Origin of the sequence: Streptomyces sp. NPDC002463 (assembly GCF_042889835.1) — a bacterium.
GTDB lineage: Bacteria > Actinomycetota > Actinomycetes > Streptomycetales > Streptomycetaceae > Streptomyces > Streptomyces nymphaeiformis.
In genome coordinates this window covers 280919-303392 of sequence record NZ_JBIARL010000012.1, presented here as the reverse complement: position 1 = coordinate 303392, position 22474 = coordinate 280919, and the positions used below count along the sequence as shown (strand labels likewise).

At 68.0% G+C, this 22474-nt stretch carries 27 protein-coding genes and 1 pseudogene; 6 read left to right on the top strand and 22 right to left on the bottom strand.

Features of this window, described 5'->3' with window-relative positions; all coding sequences use genetic code 11:
• Window positions 1-152 precede the first annotated feature (152 nt).
• A complete protein-coding gene (locus tag ACFYX3_RS25280) occupies window positions 153-722 on the top strand; it encodes an SMI1/KNR4 family protein (protein ID WP_389017467.1) in 570 nt (189 codons plus the stop codon).
• Between the two features lie 66 nt (window positions 723-788).
• Here the strand turns inward: ACFYX3_RS25280 and ACFYX3_RS25275 are convergent, their stop codons facing one another.
• The 3 genes from ACFYX3_RS25275 to ACFYX3_RS25265 form a co-directional block, all read right to left on the bottom strand.
• Entirely contained in the window at window positions 789-1538 is a 750-nt protein-coding gene (locus tag ACFYX3_RS25275) for a transposase family protein (protein ID WP_389017464.1), read from the bottom strand.
• A gap of 1078 nt (window positions 1539-2616) precedes the next feature.
• Window positions 2617-2898 carry a hypothetical protein gene (locus tag ACFYX3_RS25270; RefSeq protein ID WP_389017461.1) on the bottom strand — a complete coding sequence of 94 codons (282 nt, stop codon included), beginning with the start codon at window positions 2896-2898 and terminating at the stop codon, window positions 2617-2619.
• Window positions 2899-3237: 339 nt separating this feature from the next.
• Window positions 3238-4584 (bottom strand): M64 family metallopeptidase, encoded by a 1347-nt coding sequence (locus ACFYX3_RS25265; protein WP_389017458.1) that lies wholly within the window; start codon window positions 4582-4584, stop codon window positions 3238-3240.
• Window positions 4585-4740: 156 nt separating this feature from the next.
• Here ACFYX3_RS25265 and ACFYX3_RS25260 point away from each other — a divergent pair, with 156 nt between their 5' ends.
• Both ACFYX3_RS25260 and ACFYX3_RS25255 read left to right on the top strand, forming a co-directional pair.
• Complete coding sequence (locus tag ACFYX3_RS25260; protein ID WP_389017455.1) at window positions 4741-6102, top strand: tetratricopeptide repeat protein; 1362 nt, start codon at window positions 4741-4743, stop codon at window positions 6100-6102.
• The gene (locus ACFYX3_RS25255) at window positions 6102-6620 is read left to right on the top strand and encodes a hypothetical protein (protein ID WP_389017452.1); all 519 of its coding nucleotides are present in this window, start codon (window positions 6102-6104) and stop codon (window positions 6618-6620) included. The genes ACFYX3_RS25260 and ACFYX3_RS25255 overlap by 1 nt, the downstream gene beginning before the upstream one ends.
• A 557-nt stretch (window positions 6621-7177) precedes the next feature.
• Here the strand turns inward: ACFYX3_RS25255 and ACFYX3_RS25250 are convergent.
• Both ACFYX3_RS25250 and ACFYX3_RS25245 read right to left on the bottom strand, forming a co-directional pair.
• Window positions 7178-7762 (bottom strand): hypothetical protein, encoded by a 585-nt coding sequence (locus tag ACFYX3_RS25250; RefSeq protein WP_389017449.1) that lies wholly within the window; start codon window positions 7760-7762, stop codon window positions 7178-7180.
• Between the two features lie 343 nt (window positions 7763-8105).
• Window positions 8106-8729 (bottom strand): type III effector protein, encoded by a 624-nt coding sequence (locus ACFYX3_RS25245; protein WP_389017446.1) that lies wholly within the window; start codon window positions 8727-8729, stop codon window positions 8106-8108.
• A gap of 128 nt (window positions 8730-8857) precedes the next feature.
• Between ACFYX3_RS25245 and ACFYX3_RS25240 the strand changes: the two genes are divergently transcribed.
• Window positions 8858-9289 carry an Hsp20/alpha crystallin family protein gene (locus ACFYX3_RS25240; RefSeq protein ID WP_389017443.1) on the top strand — a complete coding sequence of 144 codons (432 nt, stop codon included), beginning with the start codon at window positions 8858-8860 and terminating at the stop codon, window positions 9287-9289.
• Between the two features lie 91 nt (window positions 9290-9380).
• Here the strand turns inward: ACFYX3_RS25240 and ACFYX3_RS25235 are convergent, their stop codons facing one another.
• The 6 genes from ACFYX3_RS25235 to ACFYX3_RS25210 form a co-directional block, all read right to left on the bottom strand.
• Window positions 9381-9671, bottom strand: a complete 291-nt coding sequence (locus tag ACFYX3_RS25235; protein ID WP_389017440.1) for a hypothetical protein — start codon at window positions 9669-9671, stop codon at window positions 9381-9383.
• A gap of 614 nt (window positions 9672-10285) precedes the next feature.
• On the bottom strand, window positions 10286-10681 hold the full coding sequence (locus tag ACFYX3_RS25230; protein ID WP_389017437.1) for a DUF3592 domain-containing protein: 396 nt from the start codon (window positions 10679-10681) through the stop codon (window positions 10286-10288).
• 88 nt (window positions 10682-10769) lie between these two features.
• Window positions 10770-11192 (bottom strand): hypothetical protein, encoded by a 423-nt coding sequence (locus tag ACFYX3_RS25225; RefSeq protein WP_389017434.1) that lies wholly within the window; start codon window positions 11190-11192, stop codon window positions 10770-10772.
• A gap of 315 nt (window positions 11193-11507) precedes the next feature.
• Window positions 11508-11717 carry a hypothetical protein gene (locus tag ACFYX3_RS25220; protein WP_389017431.1) on the bottom strand — a complete coding sequence of 70 codons (210 nt, stop codon included), beginning with the start codon at window positions 11715-11717 and terminating at the stop codon, window positions 11508-11510.
• Between the two features lie 435 nt (window positions 11718-12152).
• Window positions 12153-12659, bottom strand: a complete 507-nt coding sequence (locus ACFYX3_RS25215) for an HD domain-containing protein (protein WP_389017428.1) — start codon at window positions 12657-12659, stop codon at window positions 12153-12155.
• A gap of 35 nt (window positions 12660-12694) precedes the next feature.
• On the bottom strand, window positions 12695-12985 hold the full coding sequence (locus tag ACFYX3_RS25210) for a hypothetical protein (protein WP_389017424.1): 291 nt from the start codon (window positions 12983-12985) through the stop codon (window positions 12695-12697).
• Window positions 12986-13072: 87 nt separating this feature from the next.
• Between ACFYX3_RS25210 and ACFYX3_RS25205 the strand changes: the two genes are divergently transcribed.
• Complete coding sequence (locus ACFYX3_RS25205; RefSeq protein WP_389017421.1) at window positions 13073-13744, top strand: hypothetical protein; 672 nt, start codon at window positions 13073-13075, stop codon at window positions 13742-13744.
• Between the two features lie 111 nt (window positions 13745-13855).
• Here ACFYX3_RS25205 and ACFYX3_RS25200 read toward each other — a convergent pair whose 3' ends face one another.
• Window positions 13856-14311 (bottom strand): hypothetical protein, encoded by a 456-nt coding sequence (locus ACFYX3_RS25200; protein ID WP_389017418.1) that lies wholly within the window; start codon window positions 14309-14311, stop codon window positions 13856-13858.
• Here ACFYX3_RS25200 and ACFYX3_RS25195 point away from each other — a divergent pair.
• Window positions 14303-14584 (top strand): hypothetical protein, encoded by a 282-nt coding sequence (locus ACFYX3_RS25195; RefSeq protein WP_389017415.1) that lies wholly within the window; start codon window positions 14303-14305, stop codon window positions 14582-14584. The genes ACFYX3_RS25200 and ACFYX3_RS25195 overlap by 9 nt on opposite strands.
• Window positions 14585-14873: 289 nt before the next feature.
• On the opposite strand, the gene ACFYX3_RS25190 is transcribed toward ACFYX3_RS25195, so the two are convergent.
• From ACFYX3_RS25190 to ACFYX3_RS25145, 10 genes and pseudogenes are all read right to left on the bottom strand, one after another.
• A complete protein-coding gene (locus tag ACFYX3_RS25190) occupies window positions 14874-15788 on the bottom strand; it encodes an SDR family NAD(P)-dependent oxidoreductase (protein ID WP_389017412.1) in 915 nt (304 codons plus the stop codon).
• 307 nt (window positions 15789-16095) lie between these two features.
• A pseudogene (locus ACFYX3_RS25185) lies at window positions 16096-16320 on the bottom strand (transposase); the annotation flags it as partial.
• Between the two features lie 48 nt (window positions 16321-16368).
• Entirely contained in the window at window positions 16369-16857 is a 489-nt protein-coding gene (locus ACFYX3_RS25180) for a hypothetical protein (RefSeq protein ID WP_389017409.1), read from the bottom strand.
• A gap of 229 nt (window positions 16858-17086) precedes the next feature.
• A complete protein-coding gene (locus ACFYX3_RS25175) occupies window positions 17087-17515 on the bottom strand; it encodes a DUF4240 domain-containing protein (protein ID WP_389017406.1) in 429 nt (142 codons plus the stop codon).
• Between the two features lie 195 nt (window positions 17516-17710).
• Window positions 17711-18313, bottom strand: a complete 603-nt coding sequence (locus ACFYX3_RS25170) for a hypothetical protein (RefSeq protein ID WP_389017403.1) — start codon at window positions 18311-18313, stop codon at window positions 17711-17713.
• Window positions 18314-18554: 241 nt separating this feature from the next.
• A complete protein-coding gene (locus ACFYX3_RS25165; RefSeq protein ID WP_389017401.1) occupies window positions 18555-18827 on the bottom strand; it encodes a hypothetical protein in 273 nt (90 codons plus the stop codon).
• Entirely contained in the window at window positions 18827-19048 is a 222-nt protein-coding gene (locus tag ACFYX3_RS25160) for a hypothetical protein (RefSeq protein WP_389017398.1), read from the bottom strand. Before ACFYX3_RS25160 ends, ACFYX3_RS25165 begins: the two co-directional genes overlap by 1 nt.
• 222 nt (window positions 19049-19270) lie before the next feature.
• Window positions 19271-19672 (bottom strand): DUF6009 family protein, encoded by a 402-nt coding sequence (locus tag ACFYX3_RS25155; protein WP_389017395.1) that lies wholly within the window; start codon window positions 19670-19672, stop codon window positions 19271-19273.
• Window positions 19669-21183: a phage/plasmid primase, P4 family gene (locus tag ACFYX3_RS25150; protein WP_389017392.1), complete on the bottom strand. Its 1515-nt coding sequence runs from the start codon at window positions 21181-21183 to the stop codon at window positions 19669-19671. The genes ACFYX3_RS25155 and ACFYX3_RS25150 overlap by 4 nt, the downstream gene beginning before the upstream one ends.
• Window positions 21180-22289: a bifunctional DNA primase/polymerase gene (locus ACFYX3_RS25145; protein WP_389017389.1), complete on the bottom strand. Its 1110-nt coding sequence runs from the start codon at window positions 22287-22289 to the stop codon at window positions 21180-21182. The genes ACFYX3_RS25150 and ACFYX3_RS25145 overlap by 4 nt, the downstream gene beginning before the upstream one ends.
• Between the last annotated feature and the right edge of the window lie 185 nt (window positions 22290-22474).

Here is a 22474-nt window from a genome sequence, read left to right as displayed (position 1 = left end):
CTGGCTCCGCGCTTCGGAGAGGAAGACGATCGCGGGGAGGAATAGAACGCACGCTCGAAGTACCATCCCTGCAAGGTTCTCCGGCCGGTACTTCCCGACCTCCGCAGTGGCGTCGTCGGACGGAGGCATCCCTGGAGAGAGGACAGAGGGCGATGAGTGTGGCTGAGAGTTGGTCGCGTGTGATGAGTCTTCTTCGGGAGCACGCGCCGGCCGATCACGCGGATCTGCCCGGGCCCGCTACGGAGCAGATGCTCGCGGCCGCCGAAAAACGGATGGGGATCACCCTGCACGGGGACCTGCGGACCTGGCTGTTGCAGAACAATCTGGATCTGCCGGAAGAAGATTTCGACGACGACGTGCAATGTTGCGGCTTCGAGGGGTTCCCCGACGAGGGAATCTTCTTCCTGGGCATCCGGGCGATGGAGAGGCTCTACGCGAACCGCTCCACGCCCTGCGGATTCGACCCGCCGGACCAGCCGGACTATCCGTTCTGGCGCAACGAGTGGATCCCGTTCCTGTCGGACCAGGACGGCTGGAGGGGAAAGTTCATCGATGTGCGGGACGGGCGTGTCGGGCGCTGGTTCGTGGGTGACCCCACGGTCACAGGCGAGTACGAATCGATGGCCCAGTATTTCGACTCTGTGGCGGAGACACTGACGAGGATCGCCGGTGGAAGCTCCCAGGTCAGTCCGTTCTCCGAAGGTCGGCTTGTCTGGTCGTGAGGCGGTTTCCGACTGGACGACGGCCGTTGCCCATCCGTCCTCACCCTGGAACGACAATGAGAGTCATCAGCATTGACGTTCCAGGGTGAGGATGGCTGCGGCGATGACGGTCATGCGATTGGGGCTGCAGCGGGCCCGGCGGAAGATCTGCCAGGACTTCAGCCTTGCGATGCTTCGTTCGACCGGTGCCCGTGCCGCCGACAGGGCCCGGTTGATCGTTCGCTGGGTCATGGTGAGGTCCCGGTTCGGGAGCCGTCTGATGGGTGTGGTCACCCAGGGGCCGGCCCCGATATAGGCGCGGTCGGCGAGGACGGGGACGCCCTGGCGTTCGCAGATCCGGATGATGCGGTGGGTGCGGGCCGCAGTCAGGTCGTGGGTGCGGCCGGGCAGCGCAGGTGAGATCCACAGCAGTTTGCCTGCGGGGTCGGCGATGACCTGCACGTTCACGCCGTGGCGACGGTGCTTCTGCGAGAAGTCGCTCCGGCTGTCTCCGACCCGGTCGCACTCGGCGAGCGTCCCGTCGAGTAAGACGTGATCAGGATCAGTCTCGCGTAGGACACGCAGCAGGCCGGGCGCCCGTCGGGACAGGTGATTGACGACAGCCGTGACGTAGGCGTGGGCGGTGCCGACGGATATGCCGAAGCCGGCGGCGATCTGCGCAAGCGTGTCGTGGCGGCGCAGGTAGACCAGGCCGACGAGGGCGCGCTGGTGGGGCGGCAGCTTGCAGCGGCGGTCACCCTCACGGGTGACGATCAGCATGGATACCCACTCGACCAGGGCGTGCGGCAGGTCGAGTGCGGCAGGGCGGGTAATCAATGAGGATCCTGTGCTGATGAGTTGAGATGTTGAACGCCTCTCTCAACGGCACGGGAACCTCATGCGTTGCGGAACGCTGGCCCGTCACCCGATCGGTGGTCACTCTGAAAGAGCTCACTGACCTGGTGCCCGTGGTGTCCACGCACAGCGCTGGCCGCCAGTCGGCGCGTACCGTGCACGTGGACGCCTCGATCACGGCGGCGGGCTGGCGGAGGCTGACCTGGTGTCGGCGTATGCGTGAACGTCCCTACCCGCGTACGGATGAAAAGAGACAGTTGTTGATGCGTGGAGGCCTGTCGCTCGGCACTCGGCTGCTTGGGCGGTGAGAGCCGGCGGGAGGCGGTCGGCGGTGGTCCGGATCTGCATCGATGGTTGGAATTGACAAGCCGGCCCACCAACAACTCCCCCGCGTAAACGGGAGCAGTTCGCGCGGTCAGCCAGCGGCTAGCTATTCCCGCGATCAGAGAGCAGCGACCACGGGCGTCGGGCGAAGACGAAGCAGACCAGCACACCAGCCGGGACGGCGCCGCGGAGGGACCATCCCCACGCACCTGGGACAACAGCCTGAGAGCCTCCCGGACCAAGGCGAGGGGGCGATCGCTGAAACCAGCCCCGCACGAGCGGGGAGTAGCAAACCTGTTGACCATGCCGGACATGACCGTGGGGACCATCCCGCGCAGGCAGGGAGCAGATGCCGAGGGTGACCCAGCCGGATTGGGTGGTGGGACCATCCCCGCGCCAACGGGGAGCAGCTCCTGGCCTCGACCTCGCGATGGCCGGCCCGGGACCATGCCTGCGCGAGCAGGGAGCAGCCTGCAGTTCTATCCCCCACACACAACATCATCCGAACCACATTCGCCGAAACCGACAGACCAGACACCCTTGCCTGACCGGAAGTGATACCTGATGGACCGCCGTTCCGCGGTCGTGATCGGCTGAGGTCATGAGCCTGTCTGTAGATGTATTCGTCGTCGGCGGCAACGGGAAGATCGACGTGCTGGATGTTCCTGAGGGTTGTTCGGACCTCGCGGGCTTCGAAAGCTGGCGTACCTCCGTGTGGGGATCCGAGGCCGTCCGCTCACTCGGAGCGAGCTTCTTTCCCGTCCTGGCGAATGAGGACCTGACCGTCTTCCCAGACCATGTGGTCGGTCTCCTGGCCGAATGCGCCGTAATCCGGAACAACCTCGAAGCCGTAGCGCCGAGCACCGATCCATCCACATCGCATGCGGAGTACGTAAGGCAGATCTCGCAGCGCCTGCAGAACATCGAAACAGCCGCTGAACGCGCACAGAGCATCGGCGGCGGTGTCCTCATCTGGTGGCACGCCGCTTCCGGACACGCCCCATCGGGCCACCGGCATACAAGCAGGGACCAGCAAACGACGCACCCCCACATGCCCCGAGCCCCCGGGACCATCCCCGCGGGAGCGCGGAGCAGTCGCCCCCGGTGGCAGTCGACAGCACGAGCTGCCGACCAGGTGGGGCGGAACCGCCCAGTGGTCCCCGGGAGGTTGCATGGTGTTGGACAAGCGGCGTGTGCAGACGGCCGTGATCGGTGACGCAGTGTCCTAGTCCCCGGTGGTCTTGCCGCTGGAGGCGGTAGAGCTCAATGCGTTCCGGCGCCTGCACGCCGGTGACGGGCTGACGGTGGTTGTGGAGGCCGCCCGCAAGGCGGCCTCCACATCCTGGTGGCCCTGGGGTCAGTGTCGGACCGTCCAGGACTGCTGGTCCTGGACGGTCGCGGCGATCGCCGGGTCGCGCACGGCGTCGGTGCGGTCGGTGACGATGACGGTGAGGCTGTGGCTGCGGAGGTCCCGCGAGTCCAGGTGGAGCGCGGCGACGGGCACGGCGGTCCGGCCCGCCTGAGCGGTCAGCGGCTTGCCGTCGAGGTACCACTGGACGTCGAGCTGCTGCTGCTCGCCCGCCAGCCGCGGCACCTTGACGCGCGCGGTGTCGAGCTGGCGCAGCGTGCGGTCGGTGGGGGTAAGGGGGGTCGCGACGGAGGCGTGGCGGTAGAAGCCGGCGATCATCGCTTCGCGGCCGGGGAGGTTGAAGGGCTTGCCGAGCACCCGCATGATCGAGGCGTCGGTGGGCCGGTTGAGGCCGGTCACGTAGTAGCCGCCGCCCTGGTGCGCGCCGACCGTGCCGCCGTCGGGAGAGGTCTCGCCGAGCCAGCGGTACCACTTGGTCCGCTGGACGCCGATGGCGTCCGCGCTCAGGGTGGAGATGTTGGATTCTGCGGGCTCCGCGCCGGTGTACTGCTCGTATCCGGGGTAGCCGGGGTAGAAGTACTCGTCGGCGAGCTTGCCGAGCGAGTGGCCGGTCTCGTGGATGGCGACCTGGCCGGACCGGTCGTTGCGGGCGGAGGCGGTGGAGATGCCCTCGTAACCGAGCTTCTTGCTGGGCGTGTTGTAGCCGGCGCCGCCGTACTTGGTGCTGTTGGACAGGACGATGACGAGGTCGGCCTCGGGAGCCTTGGCCACGTACGAGTCGACCTTCTGCTCGTCGATGCAGAGCAGCCGCTCGATGCCGTCGCACCAGAAGTACGAGCCGAGGGCGGTGTCCTTGACGACGTCCCGGCCCGGGTCGCCGGAGACTCCGGAGTCGTTCGAGACGGCGTCGACGGTCCAGACGTTGAAGAGGTTCTGGTAGGTGGTGTAGGGCTCGACGGCCGTCACCTCGGCCCACTTCTCCTTGGCATCGACGTGGAACTGGTCCAGTTCGGCGGCGGTGTAGCCGTCGCCGACGATGACCACGTCGAGGCGGTCGGCGGTGGGGCCGTTGTCGACGACCTTGGTGACATCGCTGTCGGCCCGGGTCTCGGCCTCAGAGAGCGGGGCGGTGGTAGGGGCTTTGCGGGCGGATGGCACCCAGGTGTAGCCGGAGCCGGCCTCGTGGTGCCCGTGCTGACCGCTTTCGACGTGTTCGTGGCCGGGTATCTCGACCTTGACCCGCCCGGTCGTCTCCGGTCCGGCGCCCGCGGAAGCGGAGCCGGGGGTGACGGCGAGGGCGGTCATGACGGCGGCGGCCATCGTGGCCGCCGCCATTGATCTGCGTATGGACGACGGGCGCAACAATCTCTCCCCAGGACAAGCATCTTAAGTGCATGTATCAATGTGTTTAACAGGACGCTTAACATAGGGCTCTCTGCCAGTGCCGCACAATGCTCTTGCGGATGTGAAACCGCAGAAGAGGAACGCACCATGGACGAACCGGCAGTCATCGGACAGCGCGTACAGCGCCTGCGCGCCGAACGAGGCCTGACGCAGCGGCAACTGGCCGAGCCCGCCTACACGGCCGCGTACATCTCCACATTGGAATCCGGCAGGGTACGCCCCTCCGAGACCGCTCTGCGCTTCCTGGCCGAGCGGCTCGACACCACCTACGAGGAGCTGACCACCGGCCGCCCCGCCCGGCTCGCCACCGAGCTGCGCCTCGCCCTCACCGACGCCCGCCGCCTGCTCGCCACCGGCACCCTCGGCGAGGCGGCCGCCCGCTACCGGGAACTGCTCGCCGAGGCCGAGGAACTCGCCCTGGAACCCGAGCGGGCCGACGCGCTCACCGGGCTCGGCGAATGCGCCCTGGAGAGCGGCGAACTGAACTCCGCCCGAGAGCACTTCGAGTCGGCGGAGCGACTCCTCGCATCGGTCGGCGCGCCGCTCCCCCGCCGGGTCCGCGCCCTGCGCGGTCGGGCCGTCGCGCACCTGCTCGCCGGTGAACTGCGGTACGCCTGTTACGTCCTGGAGACCGCGCTCGACGAACTGAACGCCCAGGGCCTGCACGACCCGGATGCCCTGATGCTGCTGTACGCGTCCTCCATCGGCCCGTACATGGACATGGGCGCGCACGCCCGGGCCGCCCAGGCCGCCGAACTCGCCCTGGCCCTGACTCCGCAGGTCTCCGACCCGGGCCTGGTCGCCGGCATGCACCGCAGCGTGGCGCGCACCCTGCTCGCCGAGGGACGGGTCGCCGAGGCCGACGCCTCACTCGCCAAGGCGCAGGACCTCTACCAGCAGCTGCAGACCCGCACCGAGCTGGCCCACTGCCACTGGATGCGCGGCTATGTGCACGCCCAGAACGGGGACCTGGAGGGCGCCGAGCGCGAGCTGCGCACCGCCCGCGAGATGCTCGCCGCCCGCCGTGCCGCCCTGTACGCCGCGCAGGTCGAGGTCGAACTGGCCGATGTGCTGCGTCGACGGGGGAAACGTGAGGAGGCGGTGGCCCTGCTGTCCCGGCTGCTGGAGCTCGGTGCGGGCCTCGGCGACGGACGCGGCGCCGTCCACGCCGCGGGCGCCCGTCGGCTGTTGGGGTTGATCGCCGAGGAGGAGGGCGCGGACGAGCGCGCCGAGGAACACTACATGCTGGCCCTGGCCCTGCTGGAGCGCAGCGGAGCGGCGGGCGATCTGGCAGATATATGCAGGCTGCTGGGCGATCTGCTGCGGCGTACGGGCCGCACGGAGGCCGCGCTCGACGTATATCGCACCGGCCTCGGCCATCAGGCGATGCCGGGCACGACCACGCTCGGCCCGGCGCCCGCGGCGCCGCCCTTCCGCGGCGCCTGGTGATGCCGGCGCCCGGTGATGGCTCTGTCCAGGTCGAAAGCAGCGTTTCCCGACACGCACGCAGGAGCGCCCGTCCGCCCGGACATCATCGGCTTCCAGCAGGAGGCCCCCCAGATCGCAGGAACGTTCGAGATCGCCCTGTGGTGGCGCCGCTTCCACGAGGAAAGGCTCCACAGCTACGCCAACAGCGAGCCCACACCCCACGACAGCACGCACATGACAGGGTTCCCCGACGGCGTGGCGGCCCCGGTCAACACGCACCTGCGGGGCGGCGACTCCTGCCGGAGGCAGCGCCCGATCTCAGCGCCGCCCAGATCACCGGCGGTCTGGCGGCGGTCATACCGGTGAAACTGGACCGACCCGAGTTCTCCGGCTCCACGCGCGGCATGCTGGCCGGCGCCGCAGTACGCGCCAGCCTCGCCCAGGCCGTACAAAACCACCTCCACACAGGGCTGAACGCATGCCCCGAACAAGCCACAGCCATCACCAACCACATCACCCACGACACCCACCAGAACTGAACAACCACAAACCACCCGCCAGAGCCCACCCCCACACAAGCGGGAAGCAGCCCGGGCAACGACCACAGTGACGACAGCTTGAAGAGACCATCCCCGCGGGCGCGGGGAGCACGACGTTGGAGTAGGCGGGGAGCCAGGCGGCGGTCGGACCATCCCCCGCGGAGGCGGGGAGCACACTCCGTGACCTGCGGTTCTATCCCACGAACAACACTATCCGAACCACTTTCACCGAAACCGGCAAACCGGACACCCCTCCTCCACGCCGGACCCCACAGGCGCGGGAAGCAGGCCCGCTGGGTGCACCTGACTATCGCTCAAGGTCAGGAAGATGCCGCCCTGAAAGACATCGAGGCCGACCTGGCAGGCAGACTCTCCTTCACCTCTCACGTCTCGTCGGTGGAACTCATCGTGCACGACGGCACGAAGTGGCAAGAACGAGCGTCGTTCACGCTCGGGGAACGACGCCGGTCATGGGGCTTGGCTGGTCCGCCGCCACGTCGGCTGCGGACCAGCGTGGGGACTCCAGTCAGCCTGCTCGGCGAACAAAGCCGGTGGCCTCAGGCGCGAGGCGGCAGGGCCTCGACGATTTCGGCGATGCCGGCGGCGGGTTGGGCCTCGTGCATGGTGATCACGTCACCGGGCTTCAGGTGCTGCCATTGCTCGGGCTGCAGAGGAGCCAGGCGAACGTCGGCGGTCCCTCCCGGGCCGAGCTGCGGTGCGAACTCCACCCAAACCATCGCAATGTTCAGATCTTGCTGTCCAGCTGCGGTGCGGCGCCCGATGTCCCACAGAGGCCTGAGCCGGCCGTCCCCTGAGAAGGCACTCTGGCGCCCGCCCTCATCAGCTCCCAGCAGGGTCAAACTCGCACGGATCGTGCCGTGCTCGACCTCCCAGCCCCGCCACTCGCACCAACGGCGGCTGCGGTCGAGCATCATCTGCCGAGCGGCTTCGGCAAGCTTCTCCCACAAGGCGATGGATGCCGGATGGACGTCCGCGATCTCGATGAGCACATCGAGCGCCGTCTCCCACTCCTGGAGCTGGATGTCCCTGCGAACGTCTGCGACCGTCTGGCCGTTCTCTGCTACGGCACCCGGGGGCAGAAGGTCGACCGCCTGCCGAAGGAGCGTGAACGCGTCATCCATGCGCTGGATTGTCACCTGCTCCCGAGCGCCTTGTCACAGGTGAACAAGCACGGCACAACGGCACGCGACACGCCCGAGTACCCACGGTGCGATCTCTCGCTTTCGTGTCAGTGCGCAACCTGCCCATCTCTCACCGGCTGACAGCGGACAGGCCCTGCTCCCTCCCCTCCGTGACAGTGAACACGACCGGTAGAACACCACCCTGGCCAGTACCCGAGCTCAGCACGAAGCAGGACCACCGCTGCCGCTCACCCCGCTGACACGAAATCGAGAGATCGCAACCGGTCAGCAAACCACCGGCAGGAAAGTCGGAACGGTTCATGCCTTGCGACAACGGGTGGGGTCAGGGGGGTGTGAGGGTGTCGAGCCGGGCGGCGAGGTCGGGGTGGCCAGCGGCCAGGTAGGGGCGGGTGGCGGTCAGGGGGGTGACGAGGTCGGCGGGATCGTCGTGGGCGAGGGCCGCGTGGAGCTCGTCGAGGGGGCGGCGGGCGGCTGCTGGCAGGTCGGTGAGGGCGGTGATCTGGCCGGCGAGGCCGCGCAGATCGGCGGCGTTGGCGCGAGCCCAGGTGGCGGTGGTGCGCCTCGTGGCCCGAGCCTGGCGGGTGGCCGTCACACGCTGCTCGCCGGTGGTCCCGGCGGGTCCGGGGCGGCCGCGCAGATATCGGCGTTCGGCGGCCTGGCGGCTGGCGACGCCGAGAGGGGAGGCGAGGTCGGCCCAGCTGGCGCCCGCGTCGCGGGCGGTTTCGATCAGTCCGGTCTCCCATCCGGCGAGCTGCTCGCGCACCTGCCGCAGCAGCATCAGGGAGGCCAGCGCCTGCTCGGGACCGGGGCCGACGGTGTCGGGGGTCTCGTGCTGGGCATCGCGCAGGGCGTCGTCTATGGCGGCAAGGGCCGCCGCGGCGGCGAGAAAGGACGCCGGGCTGTGGGCGTCGGTGCTGGTTGTGGACGGCTGGTCTGCTGCGGTCACGGGCACCTCCCTCGGATCGTCATCATGTCGACGACATAGTGTTTGTCATCCATTGGATGACATGTTACAACGGTGTCAGTGCAGCGCATTGGCAGCAACTACCTACAACCCGCTGGAGGTGTTTCACGATGTTGATGCGCACTGACCCCTTCCGTGAGCTGGACCGGCTGGCACAGCAGCTGATGGGCCCGGGCACCTGGTCCAAGCCGTCGGCGATGCCGATGGACGCCTACCGCGAGGGCGACGAATACGTGGTGGCCTTCGACCTGCCCGGCGTCACCGCGGACGCGATCGACATCGACGTCGAGCGGAACATGCTCACCGTCAAGGCCGAGCGCCGGCCGGTGGCGAAGGCCGACGACGTGCAGATGGAACTGTCCGAGCGGCCGCTGGGCGTCTTCTCCCGCCAGATCGTGCTCGCCGACACCCTCGACACCGAGCACATCCAGGCCGACTACGACGCGGGCGTGCTCACCCTGCGCATCCCGATCGCCGAGCGCGCCAAGCCCCGCAAGATCTCCATCGGCGTCGGCTCCGGCCGCAAGCAGATCTCCGGCTGACACCGGCCGGACAGGTGCGGAGGGTCGGGCACCTGATCTCCCCCTCTCCCGCCCTCCGCACCCCGTGGACAGTCTGAAGAGGAAGGGGCTGCTACACGCAGCTGGTGCCATCAGCCCTGCCGACAGTTGCCCACCAGTCGATCACTCGGACTGCCATCGCGTCCGGTCGCAGGCCCACAGGGTCGAGACCGAAGTGATCCTCCAGTTCTTGCCGCAGAAACGCACCAACATCCGCCTGGTCCGCGCCACCCCGGAGGCGCTGGAGCAGAGGGGCGAGCATGCAGTCGTACTCGTCTTGCACGTCGTCGGCGACGCCGATCAGATCCCGCTCATTGAGCAGATGCCGCAGGTCGTTCTCGGTGGCGTCGGTTCCAGGTCGCATCGCATCAAGGTGCCACCCGGGAACCGCCATCATCACTCGCCTCCGCCATGATCCATCAGATGTCCTCTAAAGGTGCAGACGGGCAGCTTGCCCTCTACCTGGGCAAGCCGTCCGTGACCGATGGGACAAGCCTCCCCTGGGGGTGGGCAAGTCCCCTCGTGACCGATCCATGCAACTCCGGGCAAGCCCCCCGGGGGGGCTTGCCCTGATTCAGCGGCGGCGGCTTGCCCGGGAGACCGGGTGTGCGGGCACGACGAGTGGGTGACCGATTGCCGCGGACCGGTCATGGCCGGTGACCGATGAGCCCTGGATCGGTCACCGGTCATTCAGTCCGGCATCGGCCACCGGCGGCTTCGGCCATCGGTCACGGGATCGGTCACGCGACGATCGGTCACGGCCGACGGGCTGCACGAGGCGGCCGGAAGCGGTGACCGGTGACCGTGAGCTCTCGCTGCGGTTCCGGGCAGCCGGTCACAGCGCGAGTGTGACCGGCTGCAGGCCGCCCGGCGCCGCGTCGCCAGCACCGCCTCCTGAGCGCGATCCCTGTCTGCCGCTGACGGCTCGCTCCTGGTGTCGGCGTCTGAGCAGGGCCTCGCACGTACAGGACGTGCGGGTCAGTGGAAGAGCCACCACAGGCCGGCGCCGAGACAGGGGCCGCAGAAGGCCAGTGCGATAACGCCGCCGGCGATCCCACTGCCGGGGCTCTCATTGAACGTTTCGGGGTGACGGGGGTCGTACACCACGCTGATCGTGTCCGGGGCCGCGTACTCGTTGATACGGGCGTACGACTCGCCCCGGACCGTTTCACCGCCCGGGGGCGTGAAACGAAGGATCGGGTAGAAGTGCACGTCGCCATCACCGTCTTCGTGCTCCCGCACTCCAACGACCTCGGCGTCCACGCGTATGCCTCGGCGCTTCAGTCCGATATCGGACCGGATCAGCACTACCCCGGTTACACAACCGGCGACGCTGACGATGATGACCAGCCAAATCGCTATCAGGTCCCCCACGGACGCCATCGTAGAGGCGGGACCTCCACGCCGAAGGGGGCTGAGCCTTTCCAGGGGTCTGTCCGCAGTTTCGTGAACGATCTCGGGTTCAGTCGTCGGCTGCGACCAGGAGCGTCAGCAGACCCCGGTCCTGATCGATGACGAGGTATTCGTGGAAGTCGGTGTGCACGCCGCCCCAGTCGTGGAACTTGTGGTGTCCCAGGTCCTGGGGGTGGTAGCAGCTTGTGGCCGAGTCGATCGGGGCATGCACGGTCGAGGAGAGGGTCTCTTCCAGGGACTCCGGGATGGAACCGTGTTGGCCGGCCCAGCTGCGGAGGGTGCGGAGTGCCTCTGTGTTGGCAACCGGCTGGTAGGCATGCGCCGTGACGTGCTTGAGCCAGTACGGGCCGTGGCGCATCCCCTCAGGATCGACGCCGCCGCCCGCGTAGTCATCGCGGAACTGCTCGTGCGCAACGAGCGCCGCCAGCAGGTCACTGTCCTGGATGCCCTGGAGGAACCGGAAGGACTTCACGTCGACCCAGTGGTAGCCGTGCTGTCCGTGGCCTGTGAAGTCGTGTGCCGGAAGTTCACGAGGACCTGAGTGTCCAGGACGAGCTTTATCACAGGCGCACGCTATCGCGCCGCGAGACGGCGAGCGATCGGCCTGGGGGTTCACGGAACTCCGGTCAGATCCGTTTCCAGGAATCGCCATCGGGAGGGGGAAGACCCGGCCGTACCACTCGTGCGGGGGCTCGTGCCGCCCGGGATCAGACCCTCTTCGGGGAGCGCTCGCGCGTGTCTGAGCGAGGTGGCGGAGGAGCCGCCGGGTGCGGACTGCCGCCCGGCCCTACAGAGCTGGCGCGGTGCCGGGGTCGGCCAGACTGCCGCCAAGACGGCGCCGGGCGGGCCGAGGCTCCGTCGGCGGCACGGGAGCGGGGGCGGCGGTCCACTCGCCCGCGGCGGCGCGCTCGGCGGCGGTCAGGGCGCGCGGGTCGCGGGCGGTCGGCTCGGGGATCTCAGGGCCGGGGCCGAGGGGCTGGCGTCGTACGGTACTCACCAGCCGATTCTCCCCGAACCCCGGGCCGGGGCCTGGCCGGTGGTGTCTCTCATGAGGGACACCACCGGACGCCAGGGGTGTATTGGAAGTGCTCAAGCGACCGGGGGCGGAGATTCTAGGCAGTTCGTCCGGTCCAGTCCATGCTGGTCTGGGATGGGGTGGACCTGGGTGGTGAAGGCCGGCCCGGCCCTGAAGGAAGCAGTCCTCTTCCTCCGGCTATCGCGGAGTAGGATCGGAGGGTCACTTTGCGCTCCTTGCGTGGTGGGGGACGATGCCGCTGGCCCCTTTGCTTTCACAGGGAGCGGGTGGGAGGCCCGGGGCGGCTGGCTGAGTTTGGCGACCTGGCGGCCGTCCCGGGGTACCGCACATCCATCACGCATCACCGGAGAATGCATAGCCTTGCTGGCTTCGCCCCGGCCCGCGGAGCCGGGGCGGTCAGTAGTGGGCGTCCAACTCCCCGAGCAGCGACGGGTTGACGATGCGGATGATGGTCTCGACGTCGGCCCGCTTCGCGGCCGGCCACAGTTCGGCGCGCGCCGAGTGGTACTTCGCCGCCAGGCGCTCACGCTTGTCGGCGGGAAGCTGCGAGGCTCGGTCCGGGTGCGAGTTGTGGGCGTTGTCCGCGATCTTCACGAGTGTTGCTTCGGGGTCCGCGGTGATACGGCGGATCTTCTCCTCGTATGACATCCCCGCCTGGTTGGTCACCGCCTCGACGATCTCGACGACCCGGTCCGGCACCCCCGCATCCCGCAGACGCTGGGCCGTCCAATCGGTGTCTTCCAGGAGGTCGTGCAGCAGGCCCGCCATGACGAGTTCGTCGCCGAACGGGCTGAGCCCGGCGGCTACGGCTCGGACATGCTCGATGTACGACACCCCGATCCTGTCGGTCTGCCCTGCATGCGCATCGCCGGCCAGAACCTCGGCCTCACGGACAGAGATCACTTTCACTCCTTCGTCAGTCCTTCGTGACAGCGACATCAGGACCTGCCGCGGGTATCCGGGCTGGGCCGGCTCGTCCTCGATCTGCCGGAAGGCAAGCTGGGCGATCCCGGCGGAGGTTCGGATGCGCTGATGCCGATCGCCCGGTGGAGAGCCGCGTCGAGCTCCAGCAACGCGGTATCCGGCCCGGAGAGCTCGGTCGTGATCTTGCCGCCCTGGCCGACACGGACGGCGGTGCAGTGGTCGATGTAGCCACGCTTGCCGAACCGGCCGGCGAGTGTCGGCAGGTCCCGATTTCCGGGCGTGCGGAATAGGGCAATGCGGCCCATGCCTCCAGCTCGACCGGGACACGGTGCCGCAGGAGGCACAGGGGGCCGGAGCCTGCTGTCCCTGGGCTACTGGGTAGCGTCCTTCTGGTGAATCTCAACCTCTTCAACGACGTGCCCGACGGCCTGACTCGACGAGCTCGATCGTTCGTCCAAGTGCACGGAGTCAAAGTCGACGTCAGGCACGTCGAGGACCACAGACAGTGGTGGCTTGAGCGAGACATCCCGGCGTCGGTCATCGACCGGATGACAGCTTATGAGGAGCGCTGGGGCGGTCTGCTCCTGCCACCCGCATCTCAGTACGACGGCGGCCCGAGGTATCTCGAAGCGGACTCCCCTGAAGGCTCTGAATCTGAAGGTTGGTGGTTCGAGGCTGGGATGCAGAGGAGCGCGGTCCCGTACGGGTTCATGATCGGGCCTTCTGGCGAGTTCGGCATTCACTCAGGTCAGTGGGTGCCTCTCCATGCCACCGTCGAGGGCTGGGTGGAGTCGCTCGCGCTGACCCACCACGCGTCCATGTGGGCGGAGCAGATCATCAAGGTCACCGGCGACGATGTCGATGGCATCGTGCTGGACGGGTTCGAGCCGGTGCGCGAAGTGATGGGACTGGCCGACACCTGGTGGCGAGGAGCCGACTCGCTGGTGGCGGTCTATACAGGTGAGGCCAAGGCCCTGTCCTTTCCGCGGGGCCGCACCGCGTTCATCTACTCCGGCCTGGATGAGTGGGGCCTGCGAGGAGGCGTCAAGGACAGCGACAGCTGAGGACCACAGAGCGTTCACGGGCCGCTCATTTCGAGCGAAGCTCAACGCCACCGGGACCGAGCTCTTGGCGTGCAGCGGCCTCAACCGCGAGGAACGTTCAAAGGCGGGCAGTCAGAAGCTCCAGCTGTAGAGGCCGCCACCCGTGTTCACCGCAGACACCGCGAGCCGGGCAACTCCCTGCAGGACCGCCAATAGATCATCTTCGGTCATGTCGTCTCCGTCCTCGGACCACAGCCGCGCGGTCCAGCGGCCTGCCAGCTCTTCAAGTTCGGCGGAGCTCGCGTTGGCCAGCGCTCGGGTCAGTCGCTTCGGCAGGGCGAACACCTCAACGCCATCGTTCAACGGGGCAGTGACCCACTCCGGCCATGGCCGCCACGCATAGAGCTGTTCAAGCAGCGGGGCCTCGGCCGAAGGCTCCTCGAAGTACATGTCCCACTCGGCGATGGCACTGTCCGGCTCAATGAAACGGCAGGTCACTGACTCAAAGGCCTCACCAGGTCCCCGCAGGCGCGCCGCAACGGCGGTCTCGTCGTCAGGGGCGAGGAAGAACACTATGTCGTGGGCCATCTGAGCATGATGGCAGCCCGCCAAGCCGAAGCGGGTGACGAGGACGACGACCCGGACGGCTTGTTCGGGACACCGGAACCCGGTCAGCGGCCGGCGCGAGGGAGGGTCAAGAACCGTGAGCAGCTGTCTTTCCGTCCCTCCGCCCACGAACTCGAAGTGACCGACGGGCTCGCCGACTCATGGGCGTTCCCGAGCCGTTCCGACTTCGTCAACGAGGCCTTGCACGTGTTCCCGCCGGCCCTGAAGCGCGAGCGCAGCAGGATGACCGACTGACCTGCCGGGGGGAGGGGCTGGGAGAGTGCCGGGTCCGTTAGGCCAGCGAGGCGCCCTCCCAGCCTCACGAACCGAAGAAATCGTGCATCTCTAGAGAAATGCGACCCGCAGAATGGGGTGCTGGAGCGCCGTTCACGAAGCATCTGGCATGAGGTGGTCTTCAGGCATCTGAAAGGACGCCAGGAGGCCGCACGCGGCTTTTTGCGGGCGGCAGGTTCGGTTCTTGACTCCGAATACGGCTCTGACCAGGTAGCTGTGGCTGAATGCTTCAGATGGCGAGTTGAGTGCTTCAGATGGCGGCGGCAGGCGCGACGCCGGTCAGCGCTGTGCTCGCCTCCCACAGCCGACATGCCGTTTCGGCGTCCTCCAGCTGGGCCCACAGCCGCTCGCGGTGCGGCCGACCCCGCAGTCCGAAGACGTGCGGGCCCCACAGCTCGCCCCCCGCGATCTGGGGGTCGAGTACCGCCCGGACCGCGGGCCGGGCACCCGCGTGCTTGCCCTGGAGAACAAGTGCGGCGGCCGCCCCGCACAGTGCCACCCTGGCCTTCCGTACATGGACCGGCGGCCGCGACGGGGTGAGCGAGTCCAGCGCACCGCCAGGGTGGACCACCACGCTCGACACCGTGCTGCCCGCGGCCCGCAGTCGGCGGTCGAGTTCCAGGCCGAAGTACATCTGGGCCAACTTCGACCGACCGTAGGTGCGCTTGGCCCGATAGCCAGCCCGGGACTGCAGATCGTCCAGGTCGAGCCGTTCGGACTTGGCTGCGAAGCTGCCGACGGTCACGATGCGGGCGCTCGGCGCGGCCTCCAGCAGCGGCAGCAGCCAGTGGGTGAGCGCGAAGTGCCCGAGGTGGTTCGTTCCGAAATGCAACTCATTGCCGTCCCGTGTCTCCCTCCGCTCCAGCCCTTCGAGGAGGACGCCGGCGTTGTGGACCACCGCGTCGAGGCGCTCCACCTCCAAGGAATCCGCGGTTCTCCGCAGCGAGCCGAGGTCGGCGAGGTCCAGGCCCACCGAACGCACCCGCGCACCGGGCACCCGCGCCCGGATCGCGTCCATGGCGGCCTCGGCCCTCGCGGCGCTCCGGCTGCCCAGCACCACCGTGGCGCCGGTACCGGCCAGCTGCTCGGCGGTGAAGTACCCGATACCTGCGTTGCCGCCAGTGACCAGATACACGCGGTCAGCGGCGGAAGGGATCTGAGACATGGCGAGAACTCCCGTGGGGTGCGGCGGCTGCTCCCGGCGGAGCCACCTGGCGCCCACGCTGCCACTGGCCTCCGACATATCACCGATAACCATCCGACAGGGCGGAGCCGACCGCACGTTCACGCGCGGCCGCACGACTACCGGAGACCACCAGCCGCGACGGGAACTGCTTGCTCCGCGGCCGCCGCGGAGCATCCTGCAGGCACCTCATCTTCGAGGACGAGTTCCATCACCACCCACGCCATCCACGCTCACCCTCTCGCAACGATGCTCAGCTCCGCCAACCAGAGCACTCATCCGCCACCCGCAACCGGCGCCAGGCCGTCACACCGGAGCAGCCCACCGTCTCGGCAGGGACATCGCGCCACGCGACACCGGTCCGCAGCACGTACATGACGCCGGCGAGGGCCATGCGGTCGGGAACGCGTAGCCGCCCGGGGTGGCGACGGCGCCGTTCGGGAGTGGGCGGCAGAAGCGGGGCCACCCACTCCCACAGGTCATCCGGAACAAGATCAGTACGCACCTTGGACACCCTGCTGGCCGAGATCGTCGAGCACGAGACCCGCAGCTCATCTCGCGATCAGCCTTGTACAGCCTGCAGCGGGAGGTGATCTCGGAAGTACTGCGAATCCAGCCACTCCTCCTTCACGAAGAGCGGGCGCGTAAGGCAGGCTTCCCCGACCTGCTGCGAACGCAGAAGAAGCCCGAGATCAGTCAGGGAAACCGAGTCGTCAGGCGTGTAAAGCACCCAGTTTCCATGCTCCGCAGCGTGGTCCAGCAGGAACTGATGGCCCTGCTCTGGATCGCTCCCTGCCAGCGCGAAGCCGGACAGGAAGACTTGCGGACCGGTGACCGCATCAAGTGCGACGCAGGCGAGCCGGCCCGCCTCGTAGAACGCCTTCACCCCATCCGGGAAGTCCTCCTGCGCATACGGACCGCCAACCCGCTCCTGCGGTCCAGCAACCAGCAGTGCCTCGGCTACCTCGGCTGGAGACGTCCCGAAGTGCAACGGCCCCACACCGGCTCCGGGGCGTATCTCCCAGCACTCCCGCTCCACATCTGCACCCATCCACCCACTCCTACGTCCGACCGGCCCGGATCTGCTCCGTTGCTCAGGCCACATGCGCAAGGTCAGGGGCCAAGGTGCCAACTCAGCTGCACAAGTGCCAACTTCTGAACCTCTTTCACCGAAGCCGGCAAACCGGGTGTTCGGGCTTTGTGTACGAGTCGGCTCCAACGCGCCGGCCGTGGCAGCGCTCAGCGCACCCGAGTCCGGTACCAGGTGCCGGTGAAGGCGTTCAAGCAGCCCAACCCTCGGTGTTCGAGTACGACTCGTACGAGTAGCGCGTGGCGCGGTCCCACTCCTCGCCGGTCATACGTTCATAAGCACGGTCTGGTGCGTAGAGCAGGCCCTCCGCCCAGACAGAGTCGGCCGCATAGGGGGCGAAGACCGCAGGATTCTGAAGGACGCTGTCGAACACAGCGCGGCCGGCGGCAACGACCCCGGCGCGTGTGTAAAGGAACGCGTCCGCGGAGAGATCGTGTCCGTACTCCTTGCGGTCCAAACGGTACAGCGCCCAGGACAGCTGCTCGGCAAAGCCGATCACCAACGACAACGGGGACCGGGCAAGACGCTCGGTCATCCCAGCCACAAGCAGCTCGGCATCAGGGTCCGGACCCGAAGGCCTGCACTCCTCGATCAACTGCCAGAAGGCGTCCTCGTTCATACCCACGAGCATGCCCCACGGCTCTGACACTCCAGACGGACGGACCCCGCTCGTGCGGGGTTCCCAGCCGGGCTGCATCACACAGGTACGAAGCAGACCAGGCGAACCCGGCTTCTGGAAGTCACCTGCATCCCGCTCCCCCAGATGCGGGGAACAGAACTCTGGCCGTGTGGGTCTGAACCTCTCGGGCGGTGGTCACGCGCTGATACCGACTGAGGAGACGTACGCGTACGCGTTGTAGTCGGAGTCGAGATCAGAGATGACGTCGTCCCAGATCTCGTCCACGAGGTTCGCGTCACGAGCGGCCCAGGCATCGACCAGGTCGCCCCAGATGTAGCGGACGGTGATGGAGCGGGTGTTCAGGTCCCTGCGGTACTTCGCCTCGACGCGGGTCTGGTCCACGGGATAGATCTCCATACGGCGTCCGCGACCGTCATTGTCCAGGTGACGGGTCAGCCAGCCAGAACGGATCAGGTTCTCCCGACGGCGATGCCAGTACGCGGCATCGATCCGCTCGCGGCTGACTGAGGTCGGGGAGATCTTTCCCTTGTCCTTCATCCACGTGCGGATCGTGCGCGATGAGACGCCCTGTGCCTGTAGCTCAGCGCGGCCGGCGGGACTGTCGAGGTAGCGCAGCCGGGCGGCCAGTCCTCGGCGGGAGGTGACAGGCGAGGCGATTCCGGAGGAGTGGACGATTCGGTTCAGCTCCAGGACAAGGGCCTCGCCGCCCTTCATCCCGTCGGCGTCCGACTTTCGCCACTGTCCCCAGCGAGACCACAGGTCCGGGGAACCCATCATCGGTACCTACCTCCGAGACTTACGTCTTCCCCGGCGCAGCCTGAACACAGGATGTGTCTGCGCGGAGGAGGACGTGAGCCGATCTCTGCGTGGATGCGTGGCCCGGCTGCCGCGCGTCACATCAAATAGCGATTCTCAGTCGCTTCGGTCGCTTCGGTCGCTGACTGCGCGATGTGTACTTGGGGCTGTCTTGTCAGCGGCGATCCTAGTTGGCTGAGGCAGGACGGGTGCCCTGCTGAGTTCAGACCTCGATGTAGGCGACGACCACGACCGTACGCAGCGCTGTCACGAAGTACAGGACCCGGACCTGTTCGACCTCGTCGGCGTACTGGCGCAGTCGGGGGCCGGTCGTGTCGCCGGGGATCGGTTCGCCGATGTCGGGGTTGACCGAGATGACGACCAGGGTGCGGTCCAGGGCGTGGAGTTCGGCCTCGTCGGTGATCTCTTCGACCTGCTTGGCGGCCGAGTCCGAGAAGGCGATCCGGGCGCGGCGGGGGCTGTGCTGGTTCGGCATCAGGCGACGGCCGGGCGCTGTGCGGCGAGGCGCGCGAGCTGGCGTTCGCGCAGGTCTTCCCAGGGCGTGCTGTCCTCCACGGAGGGCAGGCCGTTGGTGGCGATGTCCTCCAGGACGGCGGCGAACCGGTCGGCGCTGGCCCGGGTGCGGGCCGCGTAGGCGCGCACCGAGTCTGCGGTTGCCTGATCCAGTTGCAGGCGGGGGGCCGGCTGGTCGCTCATCGGAGGGCTCCCTGAGACGCGGAAGTGAAGGGCTTCTACGGTATCGCTCAGATTCTGGCGCTGGTACCGGTCTGGCTGAACCCGGTCCCGGGGTGGGTTTGGGGTACGTGGGTCTGCGTTTGTGGCGGGGTCCCGTGCGGGGGCGTGGCCGGGACCCCGGAAAACGTTCGCTTGTGTCCGAAGTTCAGTCGCTTCAGTCGCTTCGGTCGCTTTGTTTGAGCGCTACAGCGGGAGACCTATGCCCAGTTCCTGCATCGCTGCGGACGGGGGGCCGCCTTCGCTGCGTTCGGTCTTGCGGCCCTTGACGGTGGGCCGGAGGGTGCTGGGGTCAATGGCCTCGGCAGGGGCGGAGCCGGCGTAGAGGCCTTCGGGTTCGCTGTCGCGGTCGTGCGGGAGGAGCCAGAAGACACGGCGGCGGAAGGTACCCGAGGCTCGGGAGGCCTTGGCGTCGCTGCCGAGGACGGCGTAACCGACCATCCGGCCGTCGCGGTGGTAGGCAGGCTTGCCCGAGCGGGTGGGCAGGCGGTCGAGGCTCTGGCGGACGTAGTCGAGGCGGGAGACGTCCTCGAGCCAGACCAGCTCGGTCTCGTACTTGAGATCGTTCTCGCTGATCAGGGAACTCATGACGTCTCCTCGTGGGCGAGTAGTCCGATACCAGGGTAGTACTTCCTCGAATTCGACAAGATCATCTCTTTCGGGGAGGACAGCCCGAGGAGCTCGCGGGCCCGGGCGGCGAAAGTACGGCTGCTCATGGCGAGGCAGCCCTCGCTGCTGCACCACGAGCGATATGCGTCGTAGAGGGTCTTCTGCTCGGTCCGGCAGTCGGGTCCCAGGATGCAGGCCTCGTCGAAGAAGCGGCCCGTGTGGTCCTCGGTCTCGGCGTAGGCCGTAGTGGCGATGCGGACCTTGTCGGGGCCGGTGAGGTCCTTCTCTCCGCTGAGGTAGCGGCGGGCTCCGTCGATGAGCCAGTTCAGGATGCCGGGGCCCTCCTCCGCTACGAGGATGTCCGCGAGGTTGTCGATCCTGCGGTCGTCGGAGACAGTGCGTTCGAAGGGGATCAGTCGCATGCGGCGCCAGAAGGCGAAGCCGCCGGTGCCGACCTCAGGGCGGTGGTTGCCCAGGAGCCAGAGCTTGTGGGTGGGGTTGAAGGAGAAGAAGTCCTGCCGCATGCGGCGGGCCTTGATGCGGTCGCCGCCGGTCAGGAGCTTGACGCGGGCCTCGTCGAACTTGTCACCGGGCTTGACTTCGGAGCAGACGACGACGCGCCGGCCGTGGAGCTCGGCGAGGTCGGTGGGGTGGCCTTCGTACGGACGGGCCATGAGGAAGCCGGGTGGGGCAGCGTCGGCATAGTCACCCAGGAGCTTCATCAGGACATCGAGGAGGACGGACTTGCCGTTCTTGCCTGCGCCGAAGAGGAACGGCATGACCTGGCCACCGACGTCGCCGGTGATCGAGTAGCCGAGGAGCAGCTGCAGAAAGCGGTTCATCTCGACGCCTTCGGCGTCGTCGCCGAACGTGTCGTCCAGGAAGCGCAGAAACCTCGGGATCGGCATCGGGGCGGGGCCGACCGTGGTCGAGCGGGAGTGGAAGTCCTTGTTCGGATCGGGCTTGCGCACAAGTCCTGTGTGGAGGTCGACGAGGCCCGAGGGGGTGCACAGGGCGTAGGGGTCGGCGTCGAGGTGTTCGGCCTTGAGGACCATGCCGGGGGCCGACTTCGCCTGGATGAGCATGGCATTGATCCCCGAGGTGCTCAGCGCGCGGCGGCGGTGCTTGCGCAGGGCCTCGACGGCGTGCTCTCCGGTCGGGTCGTGGGTGGCGAGGTGTTCGCCGATCTCCCCCGCGGCCCAGAACACCGAGTCGTCCTCGTCGACCTGCCAGCGCGTGGTGTCCCAGCGGTACCAGCCCAGGCCCGGGACGTGCCGGAAGTCGGTCTGGTAGAGCTTGATGAACAGCTTGGCGTTGCCTCGGTCGGTGAGGGAGTCCGGGACCAGGCCGTGGGCGGTCGCCTCCCCCGGTGTCCAGACCGCGCTGCTCTGCGGGGGCAGGACGGGGGCCGACTTGGCGATGATCTGGGCCGCCAGGTCGTGGGGGTCGAAGTCGAAGAGCGTGTTCGGGTCTCCGCTCGGGGAGGTCACGGGCGGCTCCCGGGGTGAAGCGGGCGACGGGCGCCTGCGGTCATGCCACTGCGGATGATCGCCTCGGCGCGGCGCTCCTGTCCGGGACGGGCGTGGCGGGCGGCCTCTTTGAGCGCCTCCTCCGCGGCCTGGGCCGTGAGGTGCTCGGCGGCGACGAGTCCGCCGAGCGTGTAGGCGGCTCGGTTGAGCTTCTCGGAGAATCCCGCGCCTTCGGTGACTCCGGCGCATTCGGAGACTTCGGACAGGACCCTGGTGAGCGTGGCGAGGATCGGGTTCCCTCCCCCGCGGGCCGCAGAGACCGCCTGACGGGCCCTGGACGGGACGGGACGGGAGGCCGGTACGTGGGCCGCGGGCAGGTGGTGGGTGCGCTGCAGTTCCTGGGCGAGCCAGCCCGGGAGCGGAGCCGGGGTGCGTACGGTATCCAGCGGCTGGTACATGCCGGCTTCCGTGGCAGTGCCGGGAGCGATGATGTAGCCGCCGTCGGCCCGGACGTCGACCTGCCAGGCGAGCGCCCGGGTCTTGCCCGATCCCGTGGAGCACTGCCAGCGGCGGGTGTCGGTGGTGCGGTACCAGACGTGCAGGCCCCCGGACGGGGTGCGTACCCGCAGCGTGGTGGTGTCGTCGGCAGGACTGTCCTGCCCACGGAGAGCCGCCAGGACGGCCAGGGTGTGGAAGCCGGTGGTCATCGCGGATACGTCGATTCCCTCGGCGATGTCGATGCCGGGCAGGAGCCGGTCCCTGGAGGGCGGCGGGGCGGGGTGGGCGTCGATGTCTATGACGACGAGGTTCGCAGGCCCACAGGCGACGGCTACGCCCATCTGGCGGCGGGGGCCCCACCACTGCTGGATACGGCTGTTGTCCAACGTGGCGGCGTGGAAGCCGTGACACCACCGGCCCTCAGCCCGGCATGCGCAGGTCCTGGGGTCGTGTCCGTGCTCGCGGCAGGCCGCACAGTTCGCGGCGGGGGTCTTCTTGCCAGGAGCCAGCGGATGGACGGGCCAGCCGTGGCTTGCGCACCAGCGAGCGAGCACGAGTGGGTCCGGAGCTCCGGGAACGAGGCCGGCGACTGATGAGTCGCTATAGGAAACCCGCAGCTCAGCAGGCATCTGGTTCCCCCAATAGCGACCGAAGCGACTCAAGTACGGAGACAGCCTAGCGAAAACACTCGTTCGGCCAAGCCATGTTGAAGGCGGGCGCGTCGTACCGAGAAAAGCGACCCAGCGACTGAACGATCGGGGCAGCGACTCAGTCGCTCTCAGTCGCTGTCTTCAGTCGCTGAATAAAAGTGCAG